At 68.3% G+C, this 17540-nt stretch carries 22 protein-coding genes; 17 read left to right on the plus strand and 5 right to left on the minus strand.

The annotated features are described in order from the left end of the window. Positions 1-21: 21 nt before the first annotated feature. The 10 genes from B0A89_RS09570 to B0A89_RS14670 all read left to right on the plus strand — a co-directional run bounded on the left by B0A89_RS09570 (position 22) and on the right by B0A89_RS14670 (position 6665). On the plus strand, positions 22-228 hold the full coding sequence (locus B0A89_RS09570) for a DUF1737 domain-containing protein (RefSeq protein WP_085377950.1): 207 nt from the start codon (positions 22-24) through the stop codon (positions 226-228). Next, positions 225-1259 carry a MaoC family dehydratase gene (locus B0A89_RS09575; RefSeq protein ID WP_085377951.1) on the plus strand — a complete coding sequence of 345 codons (1035 nt, stop codon included), beginning with the start codon at positions 225-227 and terminating at the stop codon, positions 1257-1259. The genes B0A89_RS09570 and B0A89_RS09575 overlap by 4 nt, the downstream gene beginning before the upstream one ends. 176 nt (positions 1260-1435) lie before the next feature. Continuing rightward, positions 1436-1825 carry a succinate dehydrogenase, cytochrome b556 subunit gene (sdhC, locus tag B0A89_RS09580; protein WP_085377952.1) on the plus strand — a complete coding sequence of 130 codons (390 nt, stop codon included), beginning with the start codon at positions 1436-1438 and terminating at the stop codon, positions 1823-1825. A gap of 12 nt (positions 1826-1837) precedes the next feature. After that, the gene (locus B0A89_RS09585; protein WP_085377953.1) at positions 1838-2266 is read left to right on the plus strand and encodes a succinate dehydrogenase, hydrophobic membrane anchor protein; all 429 of its coding nucleotides are present in this window, start codon (positions 1838-1840) and stop codon (positions 2264-2266) included. Positions 2267-2279: 13 nt separating this feature from the next. Next, positions 2280-4082, plus strand: a complete 1803-nt coding sequence (gene sdhA, locus B0A89_RS09590; protein ID WP_085377954.1) for a succinate dehydrogenase flavoprotein subunit — start codon at positions 2280-2282, stop codon at positions 4080-4082. Beyond that, complete coding sequence (locus B0A89_RS09595) at positions 4082-4474, plus strand: hypothetical protein (protein WP_085377955.1); 393 nt, start codon at positions 4082-4084, stop codon at positions 4472-4474. Before sdhA ends, B0A89_RS09595 begins: the two co-directional genes overlap by 1 nt. After that, positions 4474-4791 carry a hypothetical protein gene (locus B0A89_RS09600; RefSeq protein ID WP_085377956.1) on the plus strand — a complete coding sequence of 106 codons (318 nt, stop codon included), beginning with the start codon at positions 4474-4476 and terminating at the stop codon, positions 4789-4791. The genes B0A89_RS09595 and B0A89_RS09600 overlap by 1 nt, the downstream gene beginning before the upstream one ends. Beyond that, complete coding sequence (locus B0A89_RS09605) at positions 4791-5588, plus strand: hypothetical protein (protein ID WP_169712155.1); 798 nt, start codon at positions 4791-4793, stop codon at positions 5586-5588. The genes B0A89_RS09600 and B0A89_RS09605 overlap by 1 nt, the downstream gene beginning before the upstream one ends. Before the next feature lie 3 nt (positions 5589-5591). Continuing rightward, positions 5592-6371, plus strand: a complete 780-nt coding sequence (locus tag B0A89_RS09610) for a succinate dehydrogenase iron-sulfur subunit (RefSeq protein WP_085377958.1) — start codon at positions 5592-5594, stop codon at positions 6369-6371. Between the two features lie 132 nt (positions 6372-6503). Continuing rightward, positions 6504-6665 carry a hypothetical protein gene (locus B0A89_RS14670; RefSeq protein WP_157115308.1) on the plus strand — a complete coding sequence of 54 codons (162 nt, stop codon included), beginning with the start codon at positions 6504-6506 and terminating at the stop codon, positions 6663-6665. 107 nt (positions 6666-6772) lie between these two features. On the opposite strand, the gene B0A89_RS09615 is transcribed toward B0A89_RS14670, so the two are convergent. Then, positions 6773-7117, minus strand: coding sequence for an ArsR/SmtB family transcription factor (locus B0A89_RS09615; protein ID WP_085377959.1), 345 nt, complete (start codon positions 7115-7117; stop codon positions 6773-6775). A 162-nt stretch (positions 7118-7279) separates the two neighbouring features. Between B0A89_RS09615 and B0A89_RS09620 the strand changes: the two genes are divergently transcribed. The 5 genes from B0A89_RS09620 to B0A89_RS09640 all read left to right on the plus strand — a co-directional run bounded on the left by B0A89_RS09620 (position 7280) and on the right by B0A89_RS09640 (position 10290). Then, complete coding sequence (locus tag B0A89_RS09620; RefSeq protein WP_085377960.1) at positions 7280-7660, plus strand: AtpZ/AtpI family protein; 381 nt, start codon at positions 7280-7282, stop codon at positions 7658-7660. 2 nt (positions 7661-7662) lie between these two features. After that, a complete protein-coding gene (locus B0A89_RS09625; RefSeq protein WP_085377961.1) occupies positions 7663-8418 on the plus strand; it encodes a F0F1 ATP synthase subunit A in 756 nt (251 codons plus the stop codon). A gap of 44 nt (positions 8419-8462) precedes the next feature. Further along, positions 8463-8705, plus strand: coding sequence for a F0F1 ATP synthase subunit C (locus B0A89_RS09630; protein ID WP_085377962.1), 243 nt, complete (start codon positions 8463-8465; stop codon positions 8703-8705). Positions 8706-8779: 74 nt separating this feature from the next. After that, complete coding sequence (locus B0A89_RS15460; RefSeq protein WP_420814383.1) at positions 8780-9733, plus strand: F0F1 ATP synthase subunit B'; 954 nt, start codon at positions 8780-8782, stop codon at positions 9731-9733. Continuing rightward, positions 9730-10290 carry a F0F1 ATP synthase subunit B gene (locus B0A89_RS09640; RefSeq protein WP_085377963.1) on the plus strand — a complete coding sequence of 187 codons (561 nt, stop codon included), beginning with the start codon at positions 9730-9732 and terminating at the stop codon, positions 10288-10290. Before B0A89_RS15460 ends, B0A89_RS09640 begins: the two co-directional genes overlap by 4 nt. Positions 10291-10349: 59 nt before the next feature. On the opposite strand, the gene B0A89_RS09645 is transcribed toward B0A89_RS09640, so the two are convergent. Then, complete coding sequence (locus tag B0A89_RS09645; RefSeq protein WP_085377964.1) at positions 10350-11009, minus strand: YiaD family glycine zipper/OmpA-like lipoprotein; 660 nt, start codon at positions 11007-11009, stop codon at positions 10350-10352. A 260-nt stretch (positions 11010-11269) separates the two neighbouring features. Between B0A89_RS09645 and nth the strand changes: the two genes are divergently transcribed. Continuing rightward, the gene (nth, locus tag B0A89_RS09650) at positions 11270-11920 is read left to right on the plus strand and encodes an endonuclease III (RefSeq protein ID WP_420814438.1); all 651 of its coding nucleotides are present in this window, start codon (positions 11270-11272) and stop codon (positions 11918-11920) included. Positions 11921-11995: 75 nt separating this feature from the next. Further along, the gene (locus B0A89_RS09655; RefSeq protein WP_085377965.1) at positions 11996-12994 is read left to right on the plus strand and encodes an adenosine kinase; all 999 of its coding nucleotides are present in this window, start codon (positions 11996-11998) and stop codon (positions 12992-12994) included. A 470-nt stretch (positions 12995-13464) separates the two neighbouring features. Here B0A89_RS09655 and B0A89_RS09660 read toward each other — a convergent pair whose 3' ends face one another. The 3 genes from B0A89_RS09660 to B0A89_RS09670 are packed head-to-tail and all read right to left on the minus strand — an operon-like array spanning position 13465 to position 17353. After that, complete coding sequence (locus tag B0A89_RS09660; RefSeq protein WP_085377966.1) at positions 13465-15648, minus strand: 3-hydroxyacyl-CoA dehydrogenase NAD-binding domain-containing protein; 2184 nt, start codon at positions 15646-15648, stop codon at positions 13465-13467. Then, positions 15645-16142 (minus strand): cupin domain-containing protein, encoded by a 498-nt coding sequence (locus B0A89_RS09665; protein WP_085377967.1) that lies wholly within the window; start codon positions 16140-16142, stop codon positions 15645-15647. The genes B0A89_RS09660 and B0A89_RS09665 overlap by 4 nt, the downstream gene beginning before the upstream one ends. After that, positions 16142-17353 (minus strand): acetyl-CoA C-acetyltransferase, encoded by a 1212-nt coding sequence (locus B0A89_RS09670; RefSeq protein WP_085377968.1) that lies wholly within the window; start codon positions 17351-17353, stop codon positions 16142-16144. The genes B0A89_RS09665 and B0A89_RS09670 overlap by 1 nt, the downstream gene beginning before the upstream one ends. Positions 17354-17540 lie beyond the last annotated feature (187 nt).

Genomic DNA, 17540 nt, shown 5'->3' on the forward strand with positions numbered 1-17540 from the left:
CCTGGCGCCGGAGGCTGCCGCATGAGCATGATCTATCGCCTGCTGACCGAGGATGACACCAGCGCCTTCTGCCACAAGATCAGCCTGGCGCTGTCACAGGGCTGGTCGCTGCATGGCGCGCCCACCATGACCTTCGATCCGGTGCGCGGGGTCATGCGCTGCGGGCAGGCCGTCACCAAGCAGATCGAGGCGCCCTATGCGCCCGACATGAAGCTGGGCGAGCAATGAGCAAGACCAATCCCGGCCGCTTCTTCGAGGATTACCGCATCGGCGCGGTGATCCGCCATGCCGTGCCGCGCACCGTCACGGCGGGCGAGCGGGCGCTGTATCACGCCCTCTATCCGGCGCGCGGGGCGCTTTATTCCTCGGATGCCTTTGCCGCCGACTGCGGGCTGGCGGGCAGTCCGCTGGACGATCTGCTGGCCTTTCATGTGGTCTTCGGCAAGTCGGTTCCTGACATCAGCCTGAACGCCGTCGCCAATCTGGGCTATGCCGAGGGACGCTGGCTGCGCCCGGTCTGGCCGGGCGACACGCTGCGGGCCGAATCGCGGGTGATCGGTTTGCGCGAGAACTCGAACGGCACATCGGGGGTGGTCTGGGTCCGCACCACCGGGCTGAACCAGTCGGACGAGCCGGTGCTGGAATATGTGCGCTGGGTGATGGTGCGCAAGCGCGATCCGGGCGCGCCCGCGCCCGACCCGGTGGTGCCCCAGCTTGCCCCCGCCGTGGCGGCCGATGCGCTGGTCGTCCCGCAGGGGCTGAGCTTTGCCGGCTATGATTTCGCCTTGGCGGGCGAGCCGCATCGCTGGGGCGATTATGCGATCGGCGAGGTCATCGACCATGTCGATGCCGTGACCATCGAGGAAGCCGAGCACATGCTGGCCACCCGGCTGTGGCAGAACACGGCCAAGGTGCATTTCGACGCCACCTTCCGCGAGGACGGGCGGCGGCTGATCTATGGCGGGCATGTCATCAGCCTGGCGCGGGCGCTGTCCTTCAACGGGCTGGCGAATGCGCAGATGATCGTGGCCCTGAACGGGGGGGCGCATGCCAATCCCTGCTTTGCCGGCGATACCGTCCGGGCATGGAGCGAGGTGCTGGACAAATGCGAGACTGCCAGCCCCGGCGTGGGCGCGCTGCGCCTGCGGCTGGTCGCCCACAAGGGCGCCGCCGGCGATCTGACCCTGCGGGCCGAGGGGGGCAAGCATGCGCCCCATGTGCTGCTCGACCTCGACTACTGGGCGCTGGTGCCGCTATAGCGTGATCACGCATGGCAGCGGCGTGATCACGGGGCGGGGGAAATCGGTCCTTCTGCCGCGGGGGACTGGCATCGACGGGTGACTCATGCCACAGGACAGCTAGACAAGCGTCAACACTAGCCAGCCGCGCGCCAGGCATCCGCCCCGGTCGCGCCGCCTTCTGAAAAGGAGCGCCAATGGGTGACATCCCTCGGGGCAATCGCCCGCTTTCCCCGCATCTGAGCGTCTATCGCCTTCCGATGCCCGCGATCACCTCGATCATGACGCGGATCACGGGGCAGGCGATGATGGCGGGGCTGCTGCTGGTCGTGTGGTGGCTGGTCGCCGCGGCGACAGGCCCGCGGGCTTTTGCGACCGCCGACTGGGTGCTGCGGTCCTGGCTGGGCGCGCTGGTGCTGCTGGGGTCGATGTGGTCGCTGTGGTATCACTTCCTCGCCGGCATCCGCCACCTGTTCTATGACGCCCGCCAATTGCTGGAAATCAACGAGGCCAAGGGGGCAAGCTGGTTCATCATCATCGCCTCGGTGGTGCTGACGCTGCTGACGCTGCTGCTGTTCGTGTTCTGAGGGGAATCCGCCATGCGTTACCTGACCCCCCGCAAGGCCGCCAAGGGCCTCGGCGCCGCCGGTCCCGGCTCGGCCACGGCGCATCACTGGTCGATGACCGTCAGCTCGGTCGCCCTGATGATCCTGACGCCGGCCTTCATCTTCGTGATCGCGAATGCCATCGGCCTGCCGCATGAAGGCGTCGTGGCCTATTTCTCGCGCCCCTATCCGGCCATCGTGACGGCGCTGTTCCTGATCGTGGGGCTGCTGCACTATATCAACGGCACCCAGATCATGATCGACGACTATCTGGGCCACACCGAACGCAAGGTCGCCGTCATCGCGGCGCAGCTGCTGGGCTGGGCCGTGATCGCCGCCGCCGTCTATGCGCTGGTGCGCATGGCGCTTTCGCCCGCGGTGGCGCCGGTGTTGGCGCCCGTCACCGCCGTTGTCGTTCAGTAAGGGGGCGCCGGACATGTCCGCCTATCAGTATCAGACGCATGATTACGACGTGGTCGTCGTCGGCGCGGGCGGCGCGGGCCTGCGCGCCACGCTCGGCATGGCCGAGCAGGGGTTCCGCACCGCCTGCGTGACCAAGGTGTTTCCTACCCGTTCGCACACCGTCGCGGCGCAGGGCGGCATCGCCGCCTCGCTGTCGAACATGGGGCCGGACAACTGGCAATGGCACCTTTACGACACGGTGAAGGGTTCGGACTGGCTGGGCGACACGGATGCGATGGAATACCTCGCCCGCAGCGCCCCGGCCGCCGTCTATGAGCTCGAGCATTACGGCGTGCCCTTCAGCCGCACCGAGGAAGGCAAGATCTATCAGCGCCCCTTCGGCGGCCACACGACCGAGTTCGGCGAAGGCCCCCCCGTGCAGCGCACCTGCGCCGCGGCCGACCGAACAGGGCACGCGATCCTGCACACGCTGTATGGGCAGAGCCTCAAGGAAAAGGCCGAGTTCTTCATCGAGTATTTCGCGCTCGATCTGGTCATCACTGACGGGCGCTGCACCGGCGTCGTCTGCTGGAAGCTGGATGACGGCACGATCCATGTCTTCAACGCCAAGATGGTGGTGCTGGCCACGGGCGGCTATGGCCGCGCCTATTTCAGCGCGACCAGCGCCCATACCTGCACCGGCGACGGCGGCGGGATGGTGGCGCGCGCCGGCCTGCCGCTGCAGGACATGGAGTTCGTCCAGTTCCACCCGACCGGCATCTACGGCTCGGGCTGCCTCATCACCGAGGGCGCGCGGGGCGAGGGCGGCTATCTGACCAATGCCGAGGGCGAGCGGTTCATGGAACGCTATGCCCCGACCTACAAGGATCTGGCCAGCCGCGACGTGGTCTCGCGCTGCATGACGCTGGAGATCCGCGAGGGCAGGGGCGTGGGCGAACACAAGGACCACATTTTCCTGAACCTCATGCATCTGCCGCCCGAAACGCTGCATGAGCGCCTGCCGGGGATCAGCGAATCGGCCAAGATCTTTGCCGGCGTCGATGTCACGCGCGAGCCGATCCCGGTGCTGCCGACGGTCCATTACAACATGGGCGGCATCCCGACGAACTATTGGGGCGAGGTGCTGGCCCCCGAACAGGGCGATCCCGACCGCATCTTCCCCGGTCTGATGGCGGTGGGCGAGGCGGGCTGCGCATCCGTCCATGGGGCGAACCGGCTGGGGTCGAACTCGCTGATCGACCTGGTGGTGTTCGGCCGGGCCGCGGCGCATCGCGCGGCCGAGGTGATCGACCGCAATGCGGCGATCCCGCCCACCAACCGGGCCGAGATCGACCGCGCGCTGGACCGCTTCGACGCGCTGCGCCACGCCAAGGGGGGCACCTCGACGGCGGAACTGCGCGACCGGATGCAGCGCACCATGCAGGCGGACGCGGCCGTGTTCCGCACCGACGCGACGCTGGCCGAGGGCGTGGACAAGATGCGCGCCATCGCCGCCCAGCTGGACGATCTGCGCGTCACCGACCGCAGCCTGATCTGGAACAGCGACCTGATGGAGACGCTGGAGCTGACCAACCTGATGCCCAATGCCCTGGCGACCATCGTCGCGGCCGAGGCCCGCAAGGAATCGCGCGGCGCCCATGCGCATGAGGATCATCCCGAGCGCGATGACGCCAACTGGCGCAAACATTCCCTTGCCTGGGTCGATGGAAATGATGTCAGGCTGGCCTATCGGCCCGTTCACCTCGAACCCTTGACCCGGTTCGAGGATGGCGGGATCGACCCCAAGAAGATCGCACCTAAAGCAAGGGTTTACTGATGCGTCTCCATCTGATTGCGGCTTTTGCCGCCGCTGCGGCCGTGGCCGGCTGCACCATGTCGCCGATGACCACCGTGACCCCGGCACCGGGCAGGGCACCCATCGTCGTGACCCCGCCCACGCCGGGCGCGGCGGTCGTGGTGACGCCCAAGGCCACCGTCCAGGTGCCCGATACCGCGACGGCGCGCACCGTCGTCAACGCCGAGATGGCGCGCCGCCTGCCGGGCCGCAATGTCGGCCCTGTCACCGACTGCGTGATCTCGAACGCCTCGCAGGCCGAACTGGCCGACATCTCGGCGCAGCAGGGCAAGCCCGCGGCAGCCGGCGCGGTCGCGGCGATCGTCAAGCGGCCCGCGACCTCGCAGTGCATCGCCCGCGCCAACCTGGCCTGATGAGAGGGCGCGCGCCCCTGGCGGCCGCGCTGTGCCTGGGGGCGGGGCTGTCCGGCTGCGGGCCGGTCCCCGTCGATCAGGCCGAGCGCAGCTGCCTTGCCGATGCGCACGCCGCCACCGCTCCGCAGGGCGAGATCGCTCTGGGGCTCGGCTCGGACGGCCATGGGCTGCGGCCGGCAGGCCGGCTGGAAATGTCGGTTTCGGCCGATTATATCATGGGGCGCGACCCGTCCGAGGTTTTTGACCGCTGCGTGCGGCAGCGATCTGGGCGGGCGCCGACGCAACCCCTGCCGCGGCAGCCCGGCTGGAGGAGGTGATGATGCAGCCCCGTCCCGCAGATGCGCCCGCCGGCATGATCCGCGCGCAGCTTGCCACCTTTCCCGCGCGCGAGCCGATGCTGCGCGAGGTGGTTCAGGCCCTGCTGCCGCAGGTGGACCGGCTGGTGATCCTGTTCAACGGCTATGCCGAGGCGCCTGCCGACCTGGCCGATCACCCCGCCATCGAGGCGATCACCACCGACCTGGACACCAAGGATACCGGCAAGTTCTTTTCCCCGCCTGCCCCCGATGACATCGTGTTCCTGCTCGAAGATGACATCGGCTATCCGCCCGACTATGTCGAACGCTCGATCGCCGAGGCCTCGCGGATCGGCTGGGACGGCAATGTCTTCGGCTATCTGGGCTTTGTGCACCATGAGGGCGGGGACGATCAGCCGCAGGGGTGGGAAATGCTGCCGTTCAACGGCCGCCTGACCAAGGCGCGCGGCGTGCGCATGCTGGGGACCGGCACGGCGCTGGCGCGGGGGGATGCCATCCCGCCCATGGGCTTCATGCTCAACTATATCGGCCATGGCGATGTGGGCTTTGCCCTGCATGGCTTGCGCCGCGGCCGGCTTGCCTGGGCCTTGCCGCGCCAGTCGGGCTGGCTGAAGGACAGGATCGCCCGCGATCAGCGCGATCCGGCGCTGTTCGCCGCCGAACGCCAGTCGCCCGGGCTGGCCGTCGTCGCCGGGCTGCGCGAACTGATTGACGCGCCCATGGGGCATGTCGATGTGCCATACGAGAAATACGCCAGGACCGGCGCCGCTGCTGCCGGTCGAGCCAGAGGAGCCTGAGCCATGGTCCAGCTGACCCTTCCCAAGAACAGCCGCATCCGGGTGGGCAAGACATGGCCCCGGCCCGAGGGCGCGACCAACCTGCGGCGGTTCAACATCTATCGCTGGGATCCCGAGACCGGCGAGAATCCGCGGCTCGACACCTACTGGATCGACCTGGACAAATGCGGGCCGATGGTGCTGGACGCGCTGATCAAGATCAAGAACGAGATCGACCCGACGCTGACCTTCCGCCGGTCCTGCCGCGAAGGCATCTGCGGATCCTGCACGATGAACATCGACGGGGGCAACCATCTCGCCTGCATCTACGGCATCAACGAGGTGAAGGGCGACGTGAACATCTATCCGCTGCCGCATATGCCGGTGGTCAAGGATCTGATCCCGGACCTGACGCATTTCTATGCCCAGCATGCAGCCGTGCACCCTTACCTGATCACGGAAACGCCCGCGCCCGGCAAGGAATGGCGCCAGTCGATCGAGGATCGCAAGAAGCTGGACGGGCTTTACGAATGCATCCTGTGCGCGGCCTGTTCGACATCCTGCCCCTCCTACTGGTGGAATGCCGACAGGTTCATGGGGCCGGCGGCTTTGCTGCACGCCTATCGCTGGATCACCGATTCCCGCGACGAGGCCACGGGCGAGCGGCTGGACGAGCTTGAAGACCCCTTCAAGGTCTATCGCTGCCACACGATCATGAACTGCACCAACACCTGCCCCAAGGGGCTGAACCCGGCCAAGGCGATCGCCGAGATCAAGCACCTGATGGTTGATCGCCTGGTCTGAGGGGGGCACGGAGAGGCCGGTGACAGATGCTGCGTCTTGACGCGGCGTCAGGTCACTGGCCATTCCTGCAAGAGCCATTAAGTGCTGCGTCGGGGAGAAGTGACGCAACCAGCACGATTTGGAAAACCCGAAATGACTCGCACCCCCGACACCAGCCGCCAGCCGACCGTCACCCCTCCTGCGCCCCGCCGCGCCGACTGCAACGCGATGGCGGCGCTTGGCCAGATGTTCGACTATTACGACCAGCAGACCGGCGTGAAGGCTGTCGATCTCAGCTACGATACAGCCGCCTGAAGGCGGCGCGCCGGGCGGGCGGTTCCGCCTGTCTCTTCCCTCTCCATTGCACCCGGCGCAGCTTCGCTGTTCCGGGTGCAAGCATATCGGGCCTGGCGCGGCCCCACTCAGGGCGCGTCTGCCGCGCCGTCGAGTTCAAGGGCAAGGAAACGCTCGAAGGCGTCAAGGTCGAGCGGATCGAACTGGCCGAGGCCGCACATCCAGACAGCCGCCGGGCGCATCCCCGCAGGGTCAAGCTTGCACCAGATGATCCGCCCGCGGCGTTCCTGCCGGATCAGCCCCGCGGCCGCCAGCGTCGCCAAATGGCGCGAGATCGCCGCGAGGCTGATGCCGAATGGGGCCGCGACATCGGTCACCGCCATGTCATCTTCAAGCAGCATCGACAGGATCGCCCGCCGCGTGGGGTCGGCCAGCGCGGCAAAGATCGCATCGAGATCGGGGGAAACGGACATCGACTGACATTCAACGGTGCGGTTGAATGATGCCTTGGCGGCGGCCGGCCTGCAACCATCCTTGCCGATCCATGTTTTTCAATGACTTGCCCTGTCAGGCGTGCCGGTTGACTCGGGCCTGACCCTTGCCTATCAGCACCGCAACTTGCAGGGGGCGGGTCGATGGCGGATCACCGGGGCGACGATGCCCAGAGGAGCCGCGACGCGGAACGCTTGCAGGCGCTTGAATCGCGGCTGGTCACGATGGCCCGCGACAGGCGTCCCGCAACCCCCGGCGCCGACAAGTTCTACAACGCCAACCAGGCATGGCGGATGGTCGTGGAACTGGTGGCGGGGCTCGCGATCGGCTTTGGCGTCGGTTACGGGCTGGACCGGCTGTTGGGCACCACGCCCATCATGCTGGTCATCTTCATCTTCCTCGGCTTTGCCGCAGGGGTGCGGACAATGCTGAGAACCGCGGCCGAGATGGGCAAGGCCCCGCCGGCGGCGGATGCGGGCAGGCAGGGGCCGGACGACGGGCCGGACGAGGACGAAAGGGACTGAGCGTGGCAACTGAAGCGCATGGCGAAGGCACGGGCCTGGTGTTTCACCCGATGGACCAGTTCATCGTCAGGCCGCTGTTCGGCGACGGCCCGATCCACTGGTACACGCCCACCAATGTGACGCTGTGGCTGATGCTGGCGGTGGCGGTCGTATGGGTTCTGTTCGTCGCCGGCACCTCGGGGCGTGCGCTGATCCCCTCGCGCGTGCAGTCGGTGGCCGAGCTGACCTATGGCATGATCCACAAGATGGTCGAGGACGTGACCGGCAAGGACGGGCTGAAATATTTCCCCTATGTCTTCACGCTGTTCTGCTTCATCCTGTTCGCGAACCTGCTGGGCCTGCTGCCCAAGTCGTTCTCGACGACGTCGCATATCGCGGTGACGGCGGTGCTGGCCGTGTGCGTGTTCGTGGGCGTCACCGTTCTGGGTTTTGTCAAGAACGGGACCGAATTCCTGGGCCTTTTCTGGGTAAAATCCGCGCCGCTGGCCATGCGCCCGATCCTGGCCGTGATCGAGCTCATCTCGTATTTCGTGCGCCCGCTGACCCACAGCATCCGACTGGCGGGCAACATCATGGCCGGCCACGCCGTGCTGAAGGTGTTCGCCGCCTTTGCCGCAGTCGCCGCCATCGCCCCCGTGTCGATCATCGCCATCGCCGCGATGTACGGACTAGAGCTGCTGGTCGCGGTGATCCAGGCCTATGTCTTTACCATCCTGACCTGCGTGTACCTCAAGGACGCGCTGCACCCGGCCCACTAAGGCCCGTCAGCCTCATCACGTTTCCAACCCCAAGGAGCAAGACCATGGAAAACGTCGCCAACTACGCCGAACTGGGCAAATACATCGGCGCGGGCCTCGCCTGCTTCGGCATGGCCGGTGCGGCCATGGCCGTCGGCAACGTCGCCGGCAACTACCTGTCGGGCGCGCTGCGCAACCCTTCGGCCGCCGCGTCGCAGACCGCCACGCTGTTCATCGGCATGGCCTTCGCCGAAGCCCTCGGCATCTTCTCGTTCCTGGTCGCCCTGCTGCTGCTGTTCGCAGCCTGATCCCGGCACGACTCCTTGCTTTTGGGAGGGGGCTTCCCCCTCCCGATTGCCAACCGCTCGGCCAGGGATAGGACATGTTCAGCCTTTTGCAGCAGACCGCCCCAGCCGCGGTCGAAACGACTACCCGGACGATCACCGTTCCGATCACCGACGCCGCGCCCGCGGCTTCGGCGGCGACTGTATCGAATGCGGCCCCCGCGGCCGTCAACGTGGCGCCGGCCCCCGCCGTATCTGCGCCCGCGCCGGTCAGCGCCCCGGCCGTGACCGTCACGCCTGCCGCCCCGCATGGAGCTGACGCCGGCCACAGCGCCGCGGCCCAGACCCATGCCACTGATTCCATGATCGTGCCGCATGCCGCAGGCGCCGAGCACGCCGCGCCCGTTGCGCAGAGCGGCGTTGGCCATGCGCCCGTCGCCCCGGCCGAGGTGATGACCACCGCCGATGGCCACGCCGCCGTCGCCGCCCACAGCGCGCCCGGCACCGATGCCGTTCATGCCGTCGGCGCGGGCGGGCACGACGCTGCCGCCTCGGCAGGGATGCCGCAGCTCGATTTCTCCACCTTCGGCAACCAGATCTTCTGGCTGCTGGTCGCGCTGGCGCTGATCTATCTGATCCTGTCGCGCGTCGCGATCCCGCGGATCGGGCGCATCCTGGGCGATCGTCAGGGGCTGATGACCGCCGATCTGGCCGCCGCCGAGGATTTCAAGCGCAAGGCGCGTGACGCCGAGTCGGCCTATGACAAGGCGCTTGCGGATGCCCGCGCCGAGGCGAACAAGATCGTCGCGTCCCAGAAGGCCGAGATCGACGCCGACCTGAAAGCCGCGATGGCCCGGGCTGACGCCGAGATTTCCGCCCGCTCGGTCGAATCCGAGCGCCGCATCGGCGAGATTCGCGAATCTGCCGTCACCGACGCGCGTACCGTCGCGCAGGATGTCGCGGCCGAGCTGGTTCGCGCCTTCGGCGCCACGCCTGACGCCGCCGCCATCGACGCTGCTGTCGATGCCCGCCTGAAGGGAGCCGTGCAATGATCGCCCGTCTGATCGCCGCCCTGGCCATGCTGGGGGCAACCCCCGCGCTGGCCGCTTCGGGTCCGTTCTTCTCGCTGCGGAACACCGATTTTGTCGTGACGCTGGCATTCCTGCTGTTCGTCGGCATCCTGCTGTATTTCCGCGTCCCGGCGGCGGTCGGCAAGCTGCTGGACAAGCGCGCCGAGGGCATCAAGGCCGATGTGGCCGAGGCGCGCCGCCTGCGCGACGAGGCGCAGGACATCTATGCCAGCTATGAACGCCGCCAGCGCGAGGTGCGCACGCAGGCAGACGAGATCGTGGCAAATGCCCGCAAGGAGGCTATGGCCCAGGCCGACAAGGCCAAGCTTGACCTGGAAAAATCCATCGAACGGCGGCTTGCCGCCGCGCAGGACCAGATCGCATCGGCCGAGAGCGAGGCTGTTCGCGTGGTCCGCGACCGTGCGGTGCAGGTGGCCATTGCCGCCGCGTCCGAGGTGCTGGCCCGGCAGCTTGGCCCGCAGGAGCGTAGTGCCGGCATCGACCGCGCCATCGACGATGTTGCCCGCCATCTGAACTGACGAGCCCTGGCCCGTCATGAAAAGGCCCCCGGTCTGTCCGGGGGCTTTGTCGTTCCTGCCTAGCGGTTGGGGCGGATCACGATCTCGACCCGGCGGTTCTGCGCCCGGCCCGCGAGCGTATCGTTCGATGCGACGGGTTCGGCTTCGCCCCGGCCCAGCGTCGCCACGCGGTTGGCCGCGACGCCGCCTGCCGTGAGGATCGCCGCCACGGAACGGGCCCTGCGCTGCGACAGATCGAGGTTGTATTCGGCCCGGCCGGTCGAATCGGTGTATCCGGTCACCTGGACGGTCGAGTCGGGATATTGCTGCAGGTTCCGCGCCAGCGCGTAAAGGTCGTTCTGGGCCGGGCCGGATACGGTGGCGCTGTCGGTGGCGAACAGGACACCTTCGGGCAGCGTCACGTTCAGCGTCTGTCCGGTGTTGACGACCTGCACGCCGGGCGTGGTCATCTGCGATTGCAATGCCCGCGCCTGCGCATCCAGCGCCGATCCGATCAGCCCGCCGGCTGCGCCCCCCACGATCGCGCCCTTGATCGCATCGCGCCCCTTGGCGCGCCCGTCGCTGTCGCGGGTTGCGCCATACAGCGCGCCGATGGCCGCGCCGCCGATGACGCCCTGCTGCGCACGGCTGAGCTGCACCGGCTCTCCGGTCGGGCTGACGCAGGCGCCGAGCGTGGCGATACCGGCCAGGGCTGCGGCGAGTGAGGCGGATCGTTTCATGGAACTGTCCCTTTCCTTTTGTCATGGCGAAATCCAGCGCCGCCCTTGGGGCGGTGCTGCCGCACTGCCTGACCAACGGCAGCGGCACGGGGCGGTTCCCCCGCGTGCCCCTCTCCTCGGGGCACGATTCGTCACAAACGCGGGATCGCCTTGGCGGGCTTGCGACGCGGCCCGATGCGCGGCATCACCCTGTCATGCCAGCCCCGCTTGATCCCGCACGGCCGCTGCCCGCCAAGGGCCCCGCAAGGCGCCCCGCCCGGCTGCCGCCCCCATTGCCCTTTGACGCGCAGCTTGCCGTCTTTTCGCGCCTGCGCGAGGCCAATCCCCATCCCGCGACGGAACTGCAGTATCGCGACGCCTTCACGCTGCTGGTGGCGGTGGCGCTGTCGGCGCAGGCGACCGATGCCAGCGTGAACAAGGCTACCCCGGCGCTGTTCGCGGCGGCGCCCACGCCCGCGGCGATGGTCGCGCTGGGGCTAGAGGGGATCACCGCCCATATCCGCAGCATCGGCCTTTACCGGCAGAAGGCCAGGAACGTGCTGGCGCTGTCGCAGCGGCTGATCGATGTGTTCGGGGGGGCGGTGCCATCCTCGCGCGCGGCGCTGATGACCTTGCCGGGGGTGGGGCGCAAGACGGCGAATGTGGTGCTGAACAATGTCTGGCGCATCCCCGCCCAGGCAGTGGACACCCACATCTTTCGCGTCGGCAACCGGACGCGCATCGCGCCCGGCCGTGACGAGGCCGAGGTCGAGCGCGCCATCGAGGACAATGTCCCCGCCGCTTTCCAGCAGGAGGCGCATAACTGGCTGATCCTGCATGGCCGCCACATCTGCCAAGCGCGCCGGCCGCGCTGTCCGATCTGCCCGATCCGCGAGCTTTGCCCCCATGAGCCCAAGACCGTGGACCCGTGAAGGGCTTGCCCCCCGGCGATCAACCGGAAATTAACCCGCAGGGCGCCATGATGCGCCGCGCGAGAAAGGAACAGCATGGCCCATCAGGTGATCGGCATCGGCAATGCGATCATGGACGTGATCGCCAGCGTCACGGATGACGCGCTTGAACGGCTTGGCGTGCGCAAGGGGATCATGCAGCTGATCGACCGCGAACGCTCGGATGCGCTGACCGCGGCGGCCGGGGCATCGGGGCAGGGGCCGCGCCTCGTGCCCGGCGGATCGGTGGCCAACACGCTGGCCGGGCTGGGGCGGCTGGGCCTGACCACCGCCTTCATCGGCCGGGTGGCCGACGACGATCTGGGCCGCAGCTATGCACAGGGCATGGCGGCGGACGGGACAGACTTTGTGAACCCGCCGGTGCCGGGGGGCAGCCTGCCGACCTCGCGCTCGATCATCCATGTCACGCCCGATGGCGAACGGTCGATGAACACCTATCTGGGCATCTCGGCCGAGCTTGGCCCGGCGGAGGTGGACCCGTCGCTGTTTTCAGGCGGCACCTGGCTGTTCCTCGAAGGATATCTGTTCGACAAGGATCAGGGCAAGGCCGCCTTTCTCAAGGCGGCGCAGGCCTGTCACGCGGCGGGGGGGCAGGCGGGCATCGCGCTGTCCGATCCCTTCTGCGTCGATCGCCACCGCGGCGATTTCCGGCGCCTGCTGTCAGGGCCGATGGATTACGTGATCGGCAACGAACATGAATGGCAGTCGCTGTTCCAGACCGAGGACCTGGCAGAGGCGCTGCAACGCGCCTCTGCCCTGTGCGGGACGGTGATCTGCACCCGGTCGGGCGAGGACGCGATCCTGATCCGGGGGACGGAACGGGCGGTGGTGCCGGTGCGGCGCATCACCCCGGTCGATGCCACGGGCGCGGGCGATCAGTTCGCCGCCGGGCTGATCCATGGCCTTGTCACCGGGCGGCCGCTGGCGGTGGCGGGGCGGATGGGCTGCATCGCGGCGGCCGAGGTGATCGGCCATGTCGGCGCCCGGCCAGAGGCGGATGTGATGGCGCTGTTCCGCGCCGAGGGGCTGGACTGAGGCGGCCTGCCGCGGCAAGGGGGCAGGATTGCAGGGCGCAGACAGCCTGTCTTATCGCGCCGCCGGGGGCAGGCAGGTGCGTCCGGCGGCGCGCGGGCCGCGCCCGCGGGCAGGCCGGTGCGCGCAGGGGCCGCATGATGGTCCGTCCCTGTGGCGCGGGCCGGGCCATGCGTTCCTGTCAGGCCGCCGGCCCGTCAGAACGCAGCCCCAGCCCCCGCCCCGCAGACTTGAGCCAGTGCGCCGGCGGCCCCCCGCCGCCGGTGATGCGGTGACGCCCGTCCTGAGGCGGCACGGCGGCGCCCAACCCCCGGCAGTGACGCAGAGGCCGGCCCGTCGCCCCCCTCCACGGGTTCCCGCCCCGGACGACGCGGCGGCGCCCGTTCCCCGGCGGCATGGCGAGGTCCGCCCCCCTGCCGCGCGGCGAAGGCCGGCCCGTCGCCGCCCTCCGCCCTTTCGGATCCGCGCGCTGCTCAGGCCGCCTTCTGCGCGCCGCCGAAGCGGCCATAGAAGCTGTCCCCCCGATCCGCCATCTGGCGCAGCAGCGCGGGCGGGGCAAAACGCTCGCCATGGCGCGCGGCCAGCCCCTCGGCGATCCGCACCGCCTGTTCGGCGCCCAGCATGTCCAGCCAGCCGAAAGGCCCCCCCGTCCAGGGCGCAAAGCCCCAGCCGAGGATCGCGCCGACATCGCCTTCGCGGATGTCGGTCAGAACGCCCTGTTCCAGCGCGCGCACCGCCTCGAGCGCCTGCACGAACATCAGCCGGTGCTGAACCTCGGTCAGTTCCGGCTGGTCGTCTGCGCGCGGCCATTGCTGGCCGATCCCGGACCACAGGGCCCCACGCTTGCCGGCCTCGTCATAGTCGTAAAAGCCCGCCTTGGCCTTGCGCCCCATGCGGCCCTGATCGGCCAGCCCGAAGATCACCGCGTCAACCGCGGTGTCGGGATAGGCGTCGCCCATCGCGGCGCGCGTCGCCTTGGCGATCTTGACCGCAAGGTCGATCGAGGTTTCATCCACCAGCTGCAGCGGGCCAAGCGGCATGCCCATCATCTTGGCCGCATTCTCGATCAGCGTCGGGTTCACCCCTTCGCCGACCATGCGGATGCCTTCGTTGATATAGGGGATGATGCAGCGGTTGGCGTAGAAGAAGCGGGCATCGTTGACGACGATGGGCGTCTTGCGGATCTGGCGCACGAAATCCAGCGCCTTGGCCACCGCCCGCTCGCCCGTCTGCTTGCCGCGGATGATCTCGACCAGGTTCATCCTGTCCACGGGGCTGAAGAAGTGGATGCCGATGAACTGTCCGGGCCGCGCGCTGGCCCGTGCCAGATCGCTGATCGGCAGGGTCGAGGTGTTGGTGGCAAAGATCGCCTCTGCCGGGATCACCGCCTCGGCCCTGGCCGTCACCTCGGCCTTGACGCCGGGATCCTCGAACACCGCCTCGACGATCAGGTCGCAGCCCTCCAGCGCGGCATAATCGGTGGTGGCATGGATGCGGGCCAGAACCTCGGCCTTCTTCTCCTCGGTCAGCTTCCGGCGGGCGATGCCCTTGTCCAGCAGCCCGGCCGAATGCGCCTTGCCCCGATCCGCCGCCTCTTGCGTCGCATCGATCAGCACCACCTCGATGCCTGCCTGGGCCGACACATGGGCGATGCCCGCGCCCATCATCCCGGCGCCCAGGATGCCCACCTTGCGGACCTTTTCATCCGGCACGTCCGGGCGGTTGGCGCCCTTCTCCAGCGCCTCCTTGCTGATGAACAGCGACCGGATCATGTTGCCCGAGGACGGATTCATCAGGACATTCGTGAACCAGCGCGCCTCGATCCGCAGCGCCGTGTCGAAATCGACCTGCGCGCCTTCATAGACTGCCGACAGCAGGGCACGGGCGGCGGGATAGACACCCATCGTCCTGCCCATGACCATGGCGCTGGCGCCCACGAAGGTCATGAAGCCCGCCGGGTGATAGGGCGCGCCGCCCGGCATCTTGTAGCCCCTGGCATCCCATGGCTTCACCAGATCGGCGTCGCTCGCCTGCAGCACCCATTCGCGCGCAGCGGCGAGGGGGTCGGCCACGACCTCGTCGATGACCCCCGCTGCCTTGGCCTTGGCCGGCTCGTTCAGCTTGCCTTCCAGCAGCAGGGGCGCGGCGGCCATCGCGCCCATCTTGCGCACCAGGCGCGTGGTGCCGCCCGCGCCCGGAAAGATGCCGACCATGATCTCGGGCAGGCCGATCCTGGCCTTGGGGTTGTCGGCCGCAAAGATGCGGTGGCAGGCCAGCGGCAGCTCCAGCCCGATGCCCAGCGCCGTGCCGGGCAGGGCGGCGGCGATCGGCTTGCCGCCCTTGAGCGTCCTGGGGTCCATCCCCGCGCGTTCGATCTTGCGCAGCAGGCGGTGCAGCGACATCACCCCGTCAAGGACCGCCTGTGCGCCGCCCTCCTTCATCCGGGCCAGCACGTTCAGGTCCATCCCGGCGGCGAAATCCGCCTTGCCGCTGGTGATGACGATGGCCTTGACGGCCGGATCGGCCAGCGCGTCGTCCAGCAGCCCGTCTAGTTCGGCCGCGCCGTCCAGCGACAGCACGTTCATCGACTTGCCCGGCACATCCCAGGTGATCGTGGCGACGCCCTCGGCGTCCCTCTGCATGGTGAAGTCGGTCATCGGGCTGCTTCCTTCGGGTCAAGATCGCGGGGGCCTGTCCATTCGCTCCCGTCGCGGTAAGTCAGGCGGCGCTGGCCGTCATCGGTATGAAGAACCATGTCCACGTCGGCATAGGTCGCAACCTCGCGCGCCGCCTTCGTGCCGACGATCAGAAAGCGCGCCGGGCGGCCGGAGCGGTTGACGAAACAATGCCCGTTTGGCACGCCCGCCTTCCACGCGGCACAATCGCCGGGGCGCATCGGGGTTTCGCCCTCGTTCTCGACCAGGACCAGATCGCCTTCGAGCACCATGGCGAACTCGTCCTCGCTCAGATGCCAATGGCGCAGGCTGGCCGGGGCGCCGGGCTGCAGCGTGACGATGTTGACGCCGAACTGCGTCAGCCCCGCCAGCTCGCCCAGCCGCAGGGACGAGCGCCCGGCCATCTGGCTGGCATAGGGCTCGGGATAGATCGAGCCGGTCCTGACCGGCGCGGCGTTCGGATCGAGCTTCGGCATCACACCCTCTCGATGATCGTCGCCGCGCCCATGCCCGATGCGACGCACAGCGTGGCAAGGCCGATCTGCTTGTCCTGCCGCTCGAGCTCGTCCAGCAGCGTGCCGATGATGATGGCGCCCGTCGCGCCCAGCGGATGGCCCATGGCGATGGCGCCGCCATTGACGTTCACGATCTGCGGCGAGACATCGAAGGCCTGCATGAAGCGCAGCACGACGGCCGAGAACGCCTCGTTCACCTCGAACAGGTCGATGTCGCCGATCGCGAGGCCGCTTTCGCGCAGGATCTTTTCCGTCACCGGGACCGGGCCGGTCAGCATGATCGTCGGATCGGTGCCGATCTTGGCGGTGGCGCGGATGCGGGCGCGCGGTTCAAGGCCGCGCGCCTCGCCCCATTCGCGGCTGCCGATCAGCACCGCCCCGGCCCCGTCCACGATCCCCGACGAGTTTCCGGCGTGGTGGATGTGCTCGATATGGCCAAGATGCGGGTATTTCAGCATCGCCACCTTGTCGAAGCCCGGCATCACCTCGCCCATGTCCTTGAAGGCGGGCTTGAGCGCGGCAAGGCTTTCGGCGGTGGTGCCGGGGCGCATGTGTTCGTCGCGGTCCAGGATCGTCAGCCCGTTCTGGTCCAGCACCGGGACGATGGATCGGGCAAAGCGCCCCTCGGCCCAGGCCTCGGCGGCACGGCGCTGCGATTCGGCGGCCAGCGCGTCGGCCTGCTGGCGGGTAAAGCCGTATTCGGTGGCGATGATGTCGGCGCTGATGCCCTGCGGGACGAAATGGCTTTTCATGGCCAGGCTGGGATCGGCAGCGATGGCGGCGCCGTCGCTGCCCATGGGAACGCGGCTCATCATCTCGACCCCGCCGGCGATATAGGCAGCGCCCGCGCCGGCCCTGACCTGGCTGGCGGCAAGGTTCACCGCCTCCATGCCGCTGGCGCAAAAGCGGTTGATCGACAGCCCCGGAATCGACTGGTCGAGATCGGATGCCAGCACCGCCGAGCGGGCCAGGCAGCCGCCCTGTTCCATGACCTGCGTGACATTGCCCCAGATCACGTCCTCGACCGCATGGTCGTCCAGCCCGTTGCGGTCCTTGAGGGCGTTCAGCAGCCGCGCGGACAGCGCCAGCGCGGTGACCTCGTGCAGGCTGCCGTCACTGCGCCCCTTGCCGCGCGGCGTGCGGGCGGCGTCATAGATATAGGCCTCGGTCATGTGTCCTCCTTGGTCCCGCGGCCACCGGGGGCTTCGCGCCCCCGGACCCCCGCGGGATATTTGCATGCAGAAGAATGGATGCAGTTTACGATTCGGTAACCGCCCCTTGTCCATGATGACCACGCGGAACAGGCTGGGAAGCCGATGGCCGCTGCAGGAGAAAGCCCCGGACGGCGCCATTGATGCC

The organism is Paracoccus contaminans (genome assembly GCF_002105555.1).
Classification (GTDB): Bacteria; Pseudomonadota; Alphaproteobacteria; order Rhodobacterales; family Rhodobacteraceae; genus Paracoccus; species Paracoccus contaminans.

Excerpts from the sequence above, each read along its gene's own strand:
- B0A89_RS09610 (WP_085377958.1), top strand. The coding sequence starts at position 5,592 with ATGGTCCAGCTGACCCTTCCCAAGAACAGCCGCATCCGGGTGGGCAAG.
- B0A89_RS09570 (WP_085377950.1), top strand. The coding sequence starts at position 22 with ATGAGCATGATCTATCGCCTGCTGACCGAGGATGACACCAGCGCCTTC.
- sdhC (WP_085377952.1), top strand. The coding sequence starts at position 1,436 with ATGGGTGACATCCCTCGGGGCAATCGCCCGCTTTCCCCGCATCTGAGC.
- B0A89_RS09620 (WP_085377960.1), top strand. The coding sequence starts at position 7,280 with ATGGCGGATCACCGGGGCGACGATGCCCAGAGGAGCCGCGACGCGGAA.
- B0A89_RS09670 (WP_085377968.1), bottom strand. The coding sequence starts at position 17,353 with ATGACCGAGGCCTATATCTATGACGCCGCCCGCACGCCGCGCGGCAAG.
- B0A89_RS09655 (WP_085377965.1), top strand. The coding sequence starts at position 11,996 with ATGGCCCATCAGGTGATCGGCATCGGCAATGCGATCATGGACGTGATC.
- B0A89_RS09640 (WP_085377963.1), top strand. The coding sequence starts at position 9,730 with ATGATCGCCCGTCTGATCGCCGCCCTGGCCATGCTGGGGGCAACCCCC.
- B0A89_RS09630 (WP_085377962.1), top strand. The coding sequence starts at position 8,463 with ATGGAAAACGTCGCCAACTACGCCGAACTGGGCAAATACATCGGCGCG.
- B0A89_RS09615 (WP_085377959.1), bottom strand. The coding sequence starts at position 7,117 with ATGTCCGTTTCCCCCGATCTCGATGCGATCTTTGCCGCGCTGGCCGAC.
- B0A89_RS09660 (WP_085377966.1), bottom strand. The coding sequence starts at position 15,648 with ATGACCGACTTCACCATGCAGAGGGACGCCGAGGGCGTCGCCACGATC.
- B0A89_RS09600 (WP_085377956.1), top strand. The coding sequence starts at position 4,474 with ATGAGAGGGCGCGCGCCCCTGGCGGCCGCGCTGTGCCTGGGGGCGGGG.
- B0A89_RS14670 (WP_157115308.1), top strand. The coding sequence starts at position 6,504 with ATGACTCGCACCCCCGACACCAGCCGCCAGCCGACCGTCACCCCTCCT.
- sdhA (WP_085377954.1), top strand. The coding sequence starts at position 2,280 with ATGTCCGCCTATCAGTATCAGACGCATGATTACGACGTGGTCGTCGTC.
- B0A89_RS09605 (WP_169712155.1), top strand. The coding sequence starts at position 4,791 with ATGATGCAGCCCCGTCCCGCAGATGCGCCCGCCGGCATGATCCGCGCG.
- B0A89_RS09645 (WP_085377964.1), bottom strand. The coding sequence starts at position 11,009 with ATGAAACGATCCGCCTCACTCGCCGCAGCCCTGGCCGGTATCGCCACG.
- B0A89_RS09665 (WP_085377967.1), bottom strand. The coding sequence starts at position 16,142 with ATGCCGAAGCTCGATCCGAACGCCGCGCCGGTCAGGACCGGCTCGATC.
- B0A89_RS09585 (WP_085377953.1), top strand. The coding sequence starts at position 1,838 with ATGCGTTACCTGACCCCCCGCAAGGCCGCCAAGGGCCTCGGCGCCGCC.
- B0A89_RS09595 (WP_085377955.1), top strand. The coding sequence starts at position 4,082 with ATGCGTCTCCATCTGATTGCGGCTTTTGCCGCCGCTGCGGCCGTGGCC.
- B0A89_RS15460 (WP_420814383.1), top strand. The coding sequence starts at position 8,780 with ATGTTCAGCCTTTTGCAGCAGACCGCCCCAGCCGCGGTCGAAACGACT.
- B0A89_RS09575 (WP_085377951.1), top strand. The coding sequence starts at position 225 with ATGAGCAAGACCAATCCCGGCCGCTTCTTCGAGGATTACCGCATCGGC.